Raw genomic sequence first — 15,536 nt, forward strand, 5'->3', positions numbered from 1 at the left:
ACTTTTCACATAGTAGCGTTTCAGGTGTTTTGTTCAGAAAGTCGGTGGTAGCTGCGAACCGATCAAGCCGAAATGTCGAATTACATGAAAAGGAATAAAAACTAAATAGTTAAATCAAAGTGAAAAACAGAACTGTTTTTAATTAAGGTGGTACCGCGGAGTCATTCGTCCTTAGTTGAAAATAGTTCTTTTTGTTTGATTAGAGGGGGAAATGCCCATGAATTGTGGCGGAGTCATTCGATATCTATTCTTTTTTAGTACTTCGATTAACTAAAAAAGGAGAATGATTATGAAGAAAAAAGGAAAACCGAGTTTTAAAGAAGCTGTATTTGTCTTATTGGTGATTGTGGCAAGTATAGCAATTGGGGTTGTCGGATTAAAATTATCACCAAACATTACGATCTTAGCAGCAATTGGAATGATCATGCTTTACGCTGTAGTGAAAAGATACCCAACAGAGTGGTTACATGAGGGAATTATCAATGGAATCAAACCGGGAATCATTCCGATTTTTATCTTTATATTAGTCGGCGCACTGATTGCGGTGTGGATCCAAGCAGGAATTATCCCGACACTTATGGTTATTGGTTTTAAATTGATAAGTGTCAAGTGGTTTGTTCCTTCTGTATTTGTTGTTTGTGCTATCGTCGGTAGTGCAGTAGGGAGTGCTTTTACTGTCATGTCAACGATTGGGATCGCATTTTTCGGTATTGGTATGACATTAGGAATTAATCCAGCGTTAGTCGTGGGATCAATTGTTTCAGGTGCTGTTTTTGGAGATAAAATGTCTCCTTTGTCAGAGTCAACCAATCTAGCCGCAGCAATCGTTGATGCCGATTTATTCAAGCACATCAAACATATGATGTGGTCTACGGTTCCAGCTTTTGTCGTTTCCTTCTTTTTGTTCATGGTTCTTGGACACACAAATAGAGAAACTAGTCTAACGGCTATCCGAGAAGTCACTGATATCCTGGAAGCAAACTTTACAATTTCTTTTTGGTCGTTGATTCCCTTGTTCTTAATGTTATTATGTGCTTGGAAAAAAGTACCAGCTATCTTGACTATTCTGTTAAATATAGCTGTGGCGGTGGGGATGATCTTTATTCAGAATCCGCAAACTTCTCTTAGTAGTTTAGCGACAGTGATTGAATCTGGATTCGTTGCAACTACTGGCAATCAACAAATTGATTCATTACTTAGTCGTGGTGGGATCGAAAGTATGATGCCAACTGTTTCTTTGATCATTTTAACATTATCACTTGGTGGATTACTCATTGAATTCGGTTTGATTTCAACTGTTATGGATGTCGTTTCTAAGAAAATGACCAATACACCAAAATTGATTTTCACCACATTGATGACAAGTATTGGTGTCAATCTCTTTATTGGAGAACAATTTTTATCAGTTATCTTACCTGGGAATGCGTTCAAAGAGACTTACCAGAAAGCTGGGTTTGACCCAACTGTTTTAGGTAGAACGTTAGAAGATGGTGGCACAGTGATCAATTACCTTGTACCTTGGGGAATTGCGGGCAGCTTTGTAGCTAGTACCTTTGGGATTCCAACCCTCACATACTTACCATTTGTCTTTTTCAGTTTACTCTCACCAGTTTTTTCAATGGTTAGCGCCTTTACTGGATTAGGGATCGAAAAAATAGACGAAAAGCCGAATGGAACGCTTGGTATCGATACAAACGAATAAACTCTCGGAATATTTGAATCAAAAAAACGCTCAAAACAGCAATGTTTCGGGCGTTTTTTTACGATATACTTATTTTTGTTCTTCAATCAACTTCTTCATTTGTTCGATTTCTTTTTCTTGCGCTTCGATGATGTCGTTTGCTAATTTCTTGACTTCAGGATCTTTCAAATTGGCACGTTTACTGGTTAAAATAGCAATCGAATGATGAGGGATCATGGCTTTCATCCAAGCGACATCACTGACTGTTGTTTGACTACGGACCATAAACAAAGAACCGGCAAATACTAAGACACTTACCCCTAAAATGATTTTGTTCAATGTTTTATTCTCATACATTTTCCACATAAATAAGAGCATGATGATCGCCATTACAGCGCCCATCATCAATGCCATGAACACCCGTGTACGACTAAAGAAAAGATGATCGATCGAGTAGACGTTCAAATACATCATACCAAACATGATGACGGTCGATACCCCAATCATTAATAAAAATTTCCAATACTTTGTCATTTAAAAACACTCCTTTTATTTTTTTCCCAACTTTTATCTTCTCAGCTTACAAAAAAACAAGCAACTAAATTGTTTGGTACAACTTAGTTGCTTGTTTTTGGCTTAAGGAACTCAAGCTATTTATAGGGCTTTTAAGCAAAGATATCATTTTTCTTGCGGTAGCTAAAGAAAATCACCAAGTAAAGAAGGGCAGTCAATAATGTCACACCAATTGAATTAGTGAAGAAGATTCCCACAAAGATCAATCCTAAAACTACGATTGCTAATAAGTTTACCCCTTTTTCAAAAAGAGAACCTTTCTTTAAAGCAAGGATAAAGGCTGCAATACTGATCATAAGCCAGATGACTAAGACAGTGTAGGAAAGAGAACCAGCCAAATAGCCAAATAGTTTGTCACCAACAAAGTAAGAAAGAACAACGCCTAAATATAAAACACTTGCGCAAAATAATACGGAACGTTGTGGAACATGGTGTTTATTCAAAACAGATAGTTTTTTTGCTGCACCTTTTTTGTCTTTTAAACGGAAATACAGCAAACGTGAAGAAGCATATACACCTGAGTTGATGGAAGAAAAGAGCGCTAAGATGATCACAAAGTTTACAAGATCAGCGGCAAATGGAATATGCATTTTTTCAAATACCATCACAAATGGGCTAGCAGATGAGTTTGCCAAGGTATCCCAAGGAAAAATGATTAACAACAAGAACAATGGAATGATATAAAATGAAATGATTCGTCCCATTACTCCACGAATTGCCTTAGGAATCGCTTTTTTGGGATTGTCGGCTTCACTTACTGTGATCGCAATCAATTCTGAACCACCATAAGAATATATAACTACGAGTAGCGAGTTGACGATTCCTTTCATACCATGAGGGGCAAAGCCACCATGATCCGTAATACTGTTTAGTGTAGGAAAGACCCCAATGTCAAACATTTGATGACCTACCAGGTATATCCCGAAGATAATCAACAATATGATTACGCTGATTTTAGCAAATGCCAACCAATACTCAGTTTCAGCAAATAACCGCACAGAATATAAATTAATCAACGTTGTCAACACGGCTAGAATTAAGACAAAGGTCCAAGGTGGAATCGTTGGAAACCATAATTGTAAGAAGGATGCTGCCGCTACAGCTTCGGCAATAATATTGATCGTCCATAATGAATAGTAAACCCAGTCGATAAAGTCAGCAGAATGGGCACCTAAAAAAGGTCGAACAAGCCCCGATAATCCATGCTGGGTATCCCCGTCATCTAAAACTAATTTACCAAGACCATTCATTACGATGAATAAAACAGCCCCACCAATCAAAAAAGCAATCAAGACACCAGGACCGGCAATCCCAATAGCTTCGCCACTTCCTTTAAATAGTCCCGCACCAATAGCACCCCCCAGTGCTAGCATCGTGATGTGTCTGGAACTTAGTTGTTTTTTTAGTTTGTTTGTTTCAGTTTTCTCCATAAGCAACCCCTTTTCTAAGACTAAACTATTGACGACGAAACAATCATAGTCAAATGATTGATAACTATATTAAGTAGAAAAATAACTTTTTATATCATAGCAAATTATCTGACAATTTCAATAATTCTGTAAATAAAAATTTCTACTTTAATGAAAACATCATATGTTTGTCATAAATTTCCTATGTAAGCGTAAAACTTGATAGTAGGAGCAAACCCTAATAAGAGAGCGTTTTGTTTGTCTTTTCCTAAGGGAAGAAATTATGATAGCAAAAAATCACTAATTTTCATGTTACTATTGAATTAATCAAATGAACCATAATGGTCATAGGAAAGTGAGGAAACCAGAATGTCAAAATTGCCTATCTTATTGGTTGCAAAAGATAAAGCGTTGTATTTTTTACCCTCGATTGATTCATTAGATGTCATTTCGGGAAAAGATTTATTAGATCCAGTGTATTTTAATTTTTTCCATCCCAAATTGAAAGAATATGAATTGATCGTTTTTTTAGATTATGGATTCGAAACGGAAATAGCTGCGAAGATCCGCCCTTATACAACAGCTAAAATCGTTTTATACTTTTGGAATCATTTGAAAGAAGAGGAACACTTTCGAATGCTTCAACAAGCACAAAACGAATCGGCCGTCGATGAAATATACCATTTTGACCGGATAGAGGCGCAAAAACTTGGATTACGCCACAATAGTTCATTTTATTCTAAAAAGATGAAGATTCCTCAGGTGGAAGTCACTTCTGATTTGTTTTTTGGTGCCACTGATAATGGTCGTAAGGAGCTAGCAGAGAGTTATCGCAAGGAATTTGAACAGCGTGGACTTACAACCAATTATTATATTTTACCTTCACGAGGAAATGAGCAGGCGAATTATCTTTCTTACGCAGATTATTTAGCATTGACCGCACAATCACAAGGAATTTTAGAACTCATGAGAGCAGGTCAAAAAGGGGTCACTTTACGAACTTTTGAATCTAGTTTTTTTGAGAAAAAGTTAGTGACTGACAATGAAGCAATTAAAAGCTACTATTTTTATAATCCTCAAAATATCTTTTTACTGCAGGAACGAAATTTGGATGAATTGCCGGAATTTCTGCATTCACCTTTTCAGCCAGTTGATCCGAACATTTTAAACTTTTTTGATGTCAATAATTGGGCTCAAAGGTTTTTATGGCTAGATAAAGTAGACTTTGAAAAATATGAGTATCATAAAGAAGATTAAGAATGTATGGGTGAAAAAGCTGGAAAAATTTTTTAGAAAAACAGTCGTTCTTTTAACGATGTAAACCTTTTCTCATTATACCAGATAAATCGCTTCCTTTTACGTTAATTATTTCAGTGGTAGCCGTAATAGTTGATAGTTATTTCTTCCTATTTAATAGTAAAATAGGCTCCATAGGTTTAGTTGGCGTATCAGATATGATAAATGTATCGTCATTTGTTTAATATCTGATCGTTCAACAAGCGGATCTTTTGGTTTGATGGAGGAAAAATGAATAGATTAGAACGAAAAAAATAATACAAGTGATTTTAGGGACAAGTATGATTGCATTAGCGATCACATTATTGATCACTGCACATAAAGGCGCAGATACGATCAGTGTTTTTTTATTAGGTATGTTGACGTTGATTGATATTCCCTTTTGGGTAGCTAGTTTGTTGTTTAATGCAGTAGTGTTAGGAATCGTTGCTATCTTCAATCGAAAAGAATTAGGGATCGGTAGTTTAATCAATGGTTTTGGATTGGGATTACTGATTGGACAGATTGAACCATGGCTAAATAAACTTTCAGTTAACATGACTGGCTATTCGATCATGGCAGTTCTTTTAGCCCCTATTTTATTTGGGGTTGGAGCGGGATTATATGTTTCTTCAAACAAAGGATCTGCTGCATTAGAAGCACTGACTCAATTGCTTTTTAAATTTACGGGATTTAGTTTAACTTTTATTCGGATCGGTTTAGATGCACTAATGGTCATTGTGGGCGTATTATTAGGTGCCCCTATTGGTATCGGAACACTTCTATGTGTACTAGCGATTGGACCAATCTTTGGATTAACACTAAAGCAATTGAATAGAGTTTAAACGTGTGAAGCAATTCTGTGCAAATCGAACATCATATTTATATGTGTTACATAGAAAGAGTCGGATTGATATCCAGACTCTTTTTTGTTTTGTTTACTAATGATTCAGTTTAATGAAAAAAATAAAGAGAAAGTTTATTTTTGTTCAAAAAGTTGAACGATAACAAAATAAAAAAACAAAAAACAGCATTATTTTTGTGCGAATTTTCTCTGGAAATCCATCAGACAGCTAGATAAAGTGATTAAAAAAACGGATACATATTAAATAAGGTAAGACTTTTAAGAAGTAATTAGACCAATATTTTAGTTTATTTCGGATTTGACGATACAAAACGCAAAAAGATAAACAAAAAACAGATGTTAAAATTTCTTATACTCAAACCATAGAAAAGAGGTGAAAACGAATGAATCATTTACCTATCAATACAGGTGATACAGCATTTATGATTTTATGTACCGCAATGGTTTGCTTGATGACTCCTGGCTTGGCATTTTTTTATGGCGGGTTGGCACGGAAAAATAACATCACAACTATTATGGCACAGTCGTTTCTTTCAGTAGGAATAACAACTTTGATGTGGATATTTGGTGGTTTTGGATTAGCTTTCGGTAGAGATATCGGTGGACTAATTGGTAATCCAGCTGACTTTTTTTTAATGAAGCATGTCTCTAACGCACCTAATTTATTACATGGAGCAACGATTCCTTTTTTGATGTTCTTTTTATATCAATTGATGTTCATCGTAATCACCGTTCCATTGATGACGGGGGCCTTTGCTGGAAGATTGAATCTTAAAGGTTATGTTTTGCTTTTGATTTTTTGGAATCTTCTGATTTATTTCCCTGTTTGTCACTGGATATGGGGAGGCGGATTTTTAGCACAATTAGGCTTCCGAGATTTTGCTGGTGGTGCTGTCATCCATACGACTGCAGGGTTCGGCTCGCTGGCATGTATTTTGACACTTGGACAAAGAAAGATTCCTGCTTCTGAACGATCAGGACATAGTAGTTTGATGGCAGCAGCTATTGGAACAGGTCTTCTTTGGTTTGGCTGGTTTGGATTTAATGCTGGAGGGGCACTCCGAGCAGATTACCAAGCGGTCAATGCTTTTGGTTCAACTTTTGTTGCGTTGGCATTTGCGATGATGACGTGGTTGATCTTAGCGAAAATCAGAGGGAATGGTTTTGATTTTGTCGACATTTTAACTGGTTCTGTCGCTGGACTTGCAACAGTTACACCGTGTGCAGGCTATATCAATCCAAGAAGTGCCATCATCATCGGAATCATTGCCGGAATTGTTTGTCAGTATGCTGTTGCATTTCGTAAGAAGAAAAATTGGGATGATGCACTTGATGTATGGGGTGTACATGGCATGGGTGGTTTTACTGGAACCATCTTAATTGGGCTTTTTGCTACAAATGCTCATTTGCTCTCTGATTCACACAGCTGGTTCCTATTAGGTGTTCAAATCATCGGTGTTTGTCTAGTTGCCTTATACGCTTATGCGCTCACAGCAGGTATCTTAAAGAGCATCATGTGTCTAACGATCATCACGACGACGAAAGAAGAACAAGAAGAAGGATTAGATTTCACGTTTTTTGAAAATAAATAAATTAAATATAGTAGAAAAGAGGAAGTTTCATGCAAGAAAGCAAAGCGAAAATTCCTGCGAAGAAATTAACATTTTTTGGCTTTTTAGCCATGACGATCTCAATGGTTGTTTCACTTTATGAGTACCCAACATTTGCGACATCGGGCTTTAGTTTGGTTTTCTTCCTGTTGTTAGGCGGTTTGTTATGGTTTATTCCGGTAGCATTATGCGCGGCTGAAATGGCAACTGTTAAAGGCTGGGAAAAAGGCGGTGTCTACACTTGGGTAAGTCGCACGCTAGGTAAAAGATTTGGATTTGCTGCTATCTTTTTCCAATGGTTTGAAATCACAGTTGGTTACTTAACGATGCTGTATTTCCTGACAGGAGCATTATCTTATGCAACAGGAATCTCTGCGATTCAAAATAATAAGTTTTTGAAATTAGCGATTCTTTTAATTATTTTTTGGGCTATTTTATTGTCTCAATTAAGAGGGACAAAATATACTTCATTGATTGCTCGGATCGGGTTTATTGCAGGGATCTTGTTACCAGCACTAGTTCTATTCGGATTAGGTATCCACTATGTGGCTTCTGGCGCACCCTTACAAACGACACTATCAATGAAAACATTGATACCTGATTTCTCAAAATTACCAACATTAGTCGTTTTTGTTTCATTTATTTTAGCGTATATGGGGGTAGAAACTTCCGCTAGTCATGCAAATGAAATGGAAAATCCTAAAAAGAATTATCCACTAGCGATGTTCGTATTAGTTATATTAGCGATTATTTTGGATACATTTGGTGGATTGACAGTGGCAACAACTGTTCCTCAACAAGGATTATCACTCAATACAGGGGTTATTCAATCTCTTGAATTTTTATTGCGACACATTGATCCTAGTCTTGCTTGGATTGCAAAAATTCTTGCTATCTTAGTGTGCTTAGGGGTTATTGGAGAAATTGCATCATGGGTCACTTCACCATCTAAAGCCTTACATGTGGCTGCCGAAGAAGGTTTATTACCCGCACATTTTGCGAAAGAAAATGCTTATGGTGTACCGGCAAACTTAATGATTGCTAATGGGATCGTTGCATCCATTTGGGCAACTGTCTTTACATTAAGTGGTGGCGGAAATAATTTATCCTTCCTTGCAGCTATGTCACTAACAGTAGTTATCTATTTGATGCTGTATTTTATGTTTTTTATTGGCTATTTAAAATTAGTTTACAAAGATGATTCATTAGAACGGGCTTATCAAGTGCCAGGTGGAAAAGTTGTCAAAACTATTGTCGCTTGTTTAGGATTATTGACTTCACTATTTGCCTTTTGTATTTCTTTTGTACCACCTTCAAGTATTGCTGCAGGACAACATGGAATCTATGAAACGATTTTAGTCATTTCATATCTCATTGTTGCAGTTATTCCTTTTACGATTTATGCATGTCGTCATAAATTTCAACATGCAAATAATAAATAAAAATTGAAAGCTGGTTATTAAAATGGATGTCAAAGAATTAGAACAATTGATTGGGAAAAATTTCCACTACTATCAAACAGGACATGTAGCAGATTATATCCCAGCGCTTGCGCAAGTAAATCCGGAACAATTAGGAATGGCAATTTATGATTTGAAGAAAAATCAATTAATCGAAGCGGGTGATTCGCAAGTTCGTTTTGCGATTGAAAGCATGTCAAAAGTCCCCGTATTATTATTAGCCATCCAAGATAATGGCATCGATAAAGTCTTTCAAACGATCAATACAGAACCAACAGGTTTTGCTTTTAACTCGATTTTGAATATGGAACTCAATCATCGTCATCATCCAATGAATCCATTTGTGAATGCTGGTGCGATTGCAACCACTTCTTTGATTGCCGGAAAAGATCCAGAGGACAAATTCAATCGTATTTTAGCTTTTATGAAAGAAATTTGTGATGATCCTCAAATTACATTGAACGAAGAAATTTATCATTCTGAATCAAGAACTGGGGATATTAATCGCTCCTTGGCTTATTACATGAAAGGTAATCAAATGATCGACGGAGATGTATCAGAAATCCTCGATGTGTATTTTAAACAATGTTCAGTAAATGTGACTGCTAAAGGGATTGCCAAGTTAGGCGCTGTCTTAGCGAATAAAGGTATTGCTCCTTGGAGTGGACAACAAATCATTACAGAAGAAAGCGCAACGATTGTCAAATCAATTATGACAACTGCAGGATTGTACGATGAATCAGGGGAATTTTCTGTTCATGTCGGTGTTCCAGCTAAAAGTGGTGTCGGTGGGGGCCTAATGGTAGCTGTTCCTAATTATTATGGCATGGGTGTTTTCAGCCCAGCATTAGATGCTTTTGGTAATAGCGCAGCTGGAATCCAACTTTTAAAAGATGTTGTCGAAAAACTCGATGTTGATATTTTTGACTAAAATTAGCGAGAAAGTATTAAGCAGAATGATGAAAGACAGATTCCTCCTTAGTTGAATCTTTTTTACTCGATGCAAAAAATGCTTCACTGTCATTTATTTATAGTTAATGATTGGTTTGTTCGGGCTGGGAAGAAGCTTTTTCCCAGCTCAGACTTTTTTATTTTGTTTTTGTAAACGTTTTCCTTTTAAGGGAATAAAAAAATGGGTTTTAAGTAATATGTTTAAATAAGTATATATATAAATTAGAGGAGCGAAAAAGGCATGTTGGAAAATTACATTGAGCGGAATATTTCGAGAAAAGTCTATCTTTGTGAGCAATTATTTGAATTTCAAGAAATAGATATCGAATATATTGCCAAAATGTTAGGTGTGACAATGCCTACTGTGTTACACGATCTTGAAAGTATCACCGAATGTTTAGAATATTGTATCGAAGACATTAAGCGAGAAAAGCATATCTATAGAGTCATATTTAAACATGGTATTGAATTATCAGAGTTAACACAGTTTTTATATGGACAATCGTATTTTTTAAAATTTTTAAGTTATTATTTTAGAGGGCAATTCACTAGTACGGAATTATCAGATCTTGAGTTTATCTCTTTAAGTAAAGTTTATACGATCAAAAAGACAGTCTTAGATTTCTTTAAAGCTAATTCCTATTTAAGAAATAAACAAATTATCATTCCTGAATTTGACGTGCGAAATCTTTTACTTTCCTTAGTGAGATACATTAATTGGGAAGGGTATGAAAATAAAAATCATCAAGTAATAGATGCTTGTCACCAATTGATTGATTTTGTCGAAACACATTTTTTCAAACGAAGATATTCTGAGGAAGATAGATTTTTGATTGTTCGAGGAATTGAAATAGCGATTGGACGTAAAGAATATCCTCTTTATTTTGATGAAGAAGATAAAAAGTCAGCTGAAAAAAAGCCTTTATTTCATATTGTTAGCCAAGGGTTAGCTGAACAAAAAGAACATTTAGATATACAAGAAGAAGACGTGTATTATATTTTTTCGTTATTTAACACACGAAATTATACGAACGAAAATATGGAATTATTGAAAAAAAATTTTGAAGTTGTTTATACCAGTTTCATTGAAAACACGCCTTGTCTCCATGAGCTAATCGAAAAAATTGTAACTAGAATTGACAAAAATTGTAAAAATGATTTTATTTTAAAAAAATCATTTTTACAGTTTATTCGTACGATCTGGGCAGATGGTCAAGTATTTCTCCCTGATCAAATCTATTTATTAACTACTGCAGAAAAAAAACTGTATGAGGATATCATAGTTATTCTCAATGATTGGAAGGAAACATACTATCCAAAAGTAAGATGGAATCACAACTTGATCAGAAAATTTGTCAAAAGTATGACCTTGATTACAGACGAAAAAGAAGAACAACCTACTGAAATTTTCATTGTGGCTCCTAGTGTTGTAAAGCAAATTTTTTATCGTGAACTACTCATGTCCGAAATGAATGAATATACTGAACTGAATCCAATGATTTATTATTCGTTAGAAGAATTACCAGATGAATGCTTGTATTTTACGCACAGAATCGTGTATTGTGATTATACTGTATATCAATGTGGATTTGACACTGAAAACACGAGGGTGATACCAATTTCTTTGAACAGGAAATATGAGCATCTTAATACCACATGGTCGGTTGTTTCAAATAAAAAGCACTTATAAACAGCAAGAATCAAATAGCAATAATCGAAAGTGGGCGTTCAAGAAGGAAGTGAATTCTTGAACGTCACTTTTCTATTTATGAAAAACAGCCTCGCTAATTGTTTAGCCCCATCCGTGTATTGTTTTTTGCAAATTTTCAACTTGTATTGGTTGTCAAAAAAAGAGAAACATGTCTTACTAGTAAGGAGAGCAACGTACAGAGGAGGAACGACAATGACGATCTTAGCAGCCATTGATTCATTTAAAGGAAGTGCCTCATCGTTTGAATTAAATCAAGCAGCTTTGAACGGCTGGTTTTCAAAAAAAGGAAAAAAAATCAATCGCCCGATTGCTGATGGAGGAGAAGGAACAGCAGAGGCGATCTATCATGCTTTAGGTGGTCAATGGCGGGTAATCGAAGGGGTAGATCTGCTTTTTCGAAAAGTAAGTTGCAGATATTTACTCACGGTTTATGCGGGAAAACGCCTGGCAGTGATTGAATCAACTGAAGTAATCGGTCTTGATTTATTAAAGGAGCCAACTGATCAAACGATTCGATCAGCTTCTAGCTTTGGCTTGGGAGAACTTTTGAAAGATGCTTTGACACAAGAGGTTGATCAGGTGATTGTCACATTAGGTGGGAGTGGCTGTTCAGATGGTGGCTTAGGTCTGTTGCAGTCGCTAGGAGCCAAGTTAGTTGGGGCTACAGAGGGAAATCCACTGCTGACGACGAAACGAATCGAGTGGGGCAAAAGCCGTGAAAAATTCAAAAAGGTTCAATTGCTAGTTGCTGCTGATGTGACAAGTTTTTACAGTGGCCCACAAGGAGCAGCTCAAATTTACGGTAAGCAAAAAGGTGGTACAAAAACAACTTTAGCATTTCTGGACAAACAGGCAACGAATTTAACCGAACAGATAAAACAAACGACTAATATTGATTTAAATGCTGTTTCTGGAAGTGGGGCTGCTGGTGGAATCGGTGGAGCGTTATTGCTTGTCGGTGGTAAAATGGTTTCTGGTTTTTCACTTGTTGCTCAACTGATTGGTTTAGAAGAAGCCATCAAACAAGCAGATCTCGTGATCACAGGTGAGGGACGAATCGATCAGCAGACGATCAATGGGAAAGTACCATATGGTGTAGCTAAACTGGCAAAGAAACATGGGAAAAAAGTTATTGCGTTATGTGGCAGTCGCGAAAAAAATCTTGGACGATTAGATGAATTTCTGCCAAGTGTTTTTAGTATCCAGCTAGGACCGATTGAATTGAAAAAAGCCTTAAATCGTCAAGAAACCCTTGAAAAAGTAGCGATTATGACACATAATCTCAGCCGATTAGTGGAAGATGATTTATCTTAGTTGACAGTTTAAAAATAATTATGTTAACCTAATGACAAATAAAACGAAGTGAGGGATCTTGCCATTGAAAAACTAAGTCAATGATTGAAAGCTGCATTAAGGCTATTTTATTAATGAGAAAAGTGCATAAATTACATTAATCACGATGTTTGAGTGAAGAGAAACGGTCTAACGATTGCCCGTTGAAGCTTGCTCATGCAGAATTTAATGTGAAAAACACTTACTCAATAAAAAATAGCAGGCAGATTTTCAGAATTGGCGAGTTTTCATTGGTGGGGTCTCTTTTTATATCCCTTCTTTGGCGACCAGTTCTGAAAATAGGACTGGTCTTTTTTATAGGAGGATATAAATGTCGAAGATAGAAATTAAAAATTTAACTTTTGGTTATGACAATCAAGTGCTACCCTTATTTGATCAAGCTACATTGAATTTTGATACTACTTGGAAATTAGGGTTGATCGGTCGGAATGGACGTGGAAAAACGACATTATTGAACATTTTACAAGATAAACTACCTTATCAAGGACAGATTATCCATCAGCAAGAATTTAACTATTTCCCTCAAGAAATTGGAGAAGAAGCACAATTTACTTATGATGCGTTGAATGAGATAGCTGATGTCGAACTTTGGGAAATCGAAAGAGAACTACAATTAATGGAAACTGACCCAGAGATTTTGTGGCGACCATTTCACACACTGTCTGGTGGTGAAAAAACAAAAGTACTCTTAGCACTGCTTTTTGTTGATGATCAGCATTTTCCTTTGATCGATGAGCCGACGAATCATTTGGATTTAGTCGGAAGAAAACAAGTAGCTAATTACTTGCAGAAAAAAAATCAAGGATTTATCGTGATCAGCCATGATCGCGGATTTATCGATGAAGTGGTCGATCATGTATTAGCAATTGAAAAAAGCCAATTAGAACTGTATCAGGGGAACTTTTCAGTATATGAAGAGCAAAAGCAGTTAAAAAATGAGTTTGAGATTGCCCAAAATGAAAAAATCAAAAAAGAAGTCACTCGCTTGAAGAAAACTGCAGCAGAAAAAGCAGAGTGGTCCCGCTCTCGTGAGGGAGATAAGACGAAAAAAAGCGTTGGGTTTATCGATACTGAAAATCGTAGAGTGAATCGTGGTGCAATTGGCGCGGATGCCGCTCGAACGATGAAACGCTCGAAAGCAATCGTGAATCGGATGGAAACGCAAATCGGGGAAAAAGAAAAATTATTGAAGGATATCGAATATGTAGAGCCTTTGTCAATGAATGTCAAAAAAACACATCATAAACGATTGCTGACTGTGGAGAATTTACAGCTGGGGTATCAACAGCTGCTTTTTTCGCCCGTTAATTTTACGATTGACCAAAACGAATGTGTGGCGTTGACAGGGGGAAACGGTATAGGGAAATCTACGATCATCCATTATCTTTTAGACGATTTTGATGGAATAACTGCAGGTACGATCCATAAGCCTAATCAACTAACGATCAGTTACGTGCGTCAGAATTATGAAGATAATCGAGGTACGCTCAGTGAATTTGCAGAAAAGCAAAAAGTTGATTATCAAACATTTTTAAATAATCTCCGCAAGTTAGGGATGGAAAGAGAAGTCTTTCATAACCGAATTGAGCAGATGAGTATGGGGCAACGCAAAAAAGTTGAACTAGCCAAGTCGCTTTCTCAAAAAGCGGAATTATATGTTTGGGATGAACCGTTGAACTATTTAGATGTCTTCAATCAAGTCCAGTTGGAGCAACTGATTTTATCGTTTAAACCTGCAATGTTGGTTGTGGATCATGACCAAGTCTTCTTAAATAAAATAGCTGATCGACTCATTTCACTCAAATAACTCATTGTCATCAATAAGTAGTGAAACTTGTTTTGCTCATTAGTTATGTTACAATCGAGCCAGAACAAACAAAGGAGCGTTGAATAATGTTATATGTAACTAGACATGGCGAGACAACTTGGAATGCAGCAGAACGGGTCTGCGGGAGAGCGGATGCCCCATTAACAGAAAAAGGGCAAAAACAAGCGGAGAAATTGGCTGAAAAAGTTTCAGAATTACAAATCCCAGTCACGAAGATTATCCATTCCCCTTTACAACGTGCAAAAGATACAGCGCAAGCCGTTGCCGATAAACTTCACTTGCCAATGGAAGTAGATGAACGGTTAATCGAAATGGATTTTGGGGAATACGACGGGATGCCAAGTCATGAAACAATCTTTCAAGAAGCACGACAAGAATTTGCGGTGCGTTTTCCAAATGGTGAATCAGTGTTAGATGTTTATGCTCGAGTTGTTCCATTGATCGAAGAATGTCTTGCTGATGAAGAGAATGTCTACCTATTAGTTTGTCATAATGCGTTGATTCGTATCATGAACGCTTATTTCCATCCTATGCCAAATGAGACATTCTTTGATTTTTTTGTTGAAAATACGGAATTAGTTACTTTTCCTAGTAAACATGAGCTGAACACTATAAAGTCTTAACTCATTTTTGGCGGGTAGCAGCGGAGTCAAACATTCGTATCATGAATCAAAAAAATAGTTGATTTCTGAAACCGATAAGCGGAAGAATCCAAAAATAGTTTTTGCTATTTTTGTCATTCTTCCGTTTATTTACGTGGCTTTTTGTCAATAAGGACTGATGAGTTGTATAAAATCAAATAGAGGTCAGAATGAACCAA

At 36.4% G+C, this 15,536-nt stretch carries 12 protein-coding genes; 10 read left to right on the forward strand and 2 right to left on the reverse strand.

Going from position 1 to position 15,536, the window contains the following annotated elements; translation table 11 throughout:
• Positions 1–289: 289 nt before the first annotated feature.
• Positions 290–1,702 carry a Na+/H+ antiporter NhaC gene (gene nhaC / locus AB3I42_RS01140; protein WP_081123005.1) on the forward strand — a complete coding sequence of 471 codons (1,413 nt, stop codon included), beginning with the start codon at positions 290–292 and terminating at the stop codon, positions 1,700–1,702.
• Positions 1,703–1,771: 69 nt separating this feature from the next.
• Here the strand turns inward: nhaC and AB3I42_RS01145 are convergent, their stop codons facing one another.
• Positions 1,772–2,215, reverse strand: coding sequence for a DUF305 domain-containing protein (locus AB3I42_RS01145; RefSeq protein WP_010738326.1), 444 nt, complete (start codon positions 2,213–2,215; stop codon positions 1,772–1,774).
• A gap of 131 nt (positions 2,216–2,346) precedes the next feature.
• On the reverse strand, positions 2,347–3,684 hold the full coding sequence (locus tag AB3I42_RS01150) for an amino acid permease (RefSeq protein WP_010719900.1): 1,338 nt from the start codon (positions 3,682–3,684) through the stop codon (positions 2,347–2,349).
• A gap of 348 nt (positions 3,685–4,032) precedes the next feature.
• Between AB3I42_RS01150 and AB3I42_RS01155 the strand changes: the two genes are divergently transcribed.
• The 9 genes from AB3I42_RS01155 (at position 4,033) to AB3I42_RS01195 (ending at position 15,339) form a co-directional block, all read left to right on the forward strand.
• The gene (locus AB3I42_RS01155; protein ID WP_010738325.1) at positions 4,033–4,920 is read left to right on the forward strand and encodes a hypothetical protein; all 888 of its coding nucleotides are present in this window, start codon (positions 4,033–4,035) and stop codon (positions 4,918–4,920) included.
• Between the two features lie 320 nt (positions 4,921–5,240).
• Positions 5,241–5,783: a YitT family protein gene (locus AB3I42_RS01160; RefSeq protein ID WP_014834230.1), complete on the forward strand. Its 543-nt coding sequence runs from the start codon at positions 5,241–5,243 to the stop codon at positions 5,781–5,783.
• A gap of 403 nt (positions 5,784–6,186) precedes the next feature.
• Entirely contained in the window at positions 6,187–7,395 is a 1,209-nt protein-coding gene (locus AB3I42_RS01165; protein ID WP_010738323.1) for an ammonium transporter, read from the forward strand.
• A gap of 29 nt (positions 7,396–7,424) precedes the next feature.
• Positions 7,425–8,855 carry an amino acid permease gene (locus AB3I42_RS01170; protein WP_010738322.1) on the forward strand — a complete coding sequence of 477 codons (1,431 nt, stop codon included), beginning with the start codon at positions 7,425–7,427 and terminating at the stop codon, positions 8,853–8,855.
• 22 nt (positions 8,856–8,877) lie between these two features.
• Positions 8,878–9,804, forward strand: coding sequence for a glutaminase A (gene glsA / locus AB3I42_RS01175; protein WP_010738321.1), 927 nt, complete (start codon positions 8,878–8,880; stop codon positions 9,802–9,804).
• A gap of 261 nt (positions 9,805–10,065) precedes the next feature.
• Positions 10,066–11,514, forward strand: a complete 1,449-nt coding sequence (locus AB3I42_RS01180) for a hypothetical protein (protein ID WP_368022201.1) — start codon at positions 10,066–10,068, stop codon at positions 11,512–11,514.
• 213 nt (positions 11,515–11,727) lie between these two features.
• Positions 11,728–12,849, forward strand: a complete 1,122-nt coding sequence (locus AB3I42_RS01185; protein WP_181914608.1) for a glycerate kinase — start codon at positions 11,728–11,730, stop codon at positions 12,847–12,849.
• A gap of 349 nt (positions 12,850–13,198) precedes the next feature.
• Positions 13,199–14,695, forward strand: coding sequence for an Lsa family ABC-F type ribosomal protection protein (locus tag AB3I42_RS01190; protein WP_181914607.1), 1,497 nt, complete (start codon positions 13,199–13,201; stop codon positions 14,693–14,695).
• A gap of 86 nt (positions 14,696–14,781) precedes the next feature.
• Entirely contained in the window at positions 14,782–15,339 is a 558-nt protein-coding gene (locus AB3I42_RS01195) for a histidine phosphatase family protein (RefSeq protein ID WP_010738316.1), read from the forward strand.
• Positions 15,340–15,536: the final 197 nt, after the last annotated feature.

Source organism: Enterococcus sp. C53 (assembly GCF_040887425.1).
Lineage (GTDB): Bacteria > Bacillota > Bacilli > Lactobacillales > Enterococcaceae > Enterococcus_B > Enterococcus_B hirae.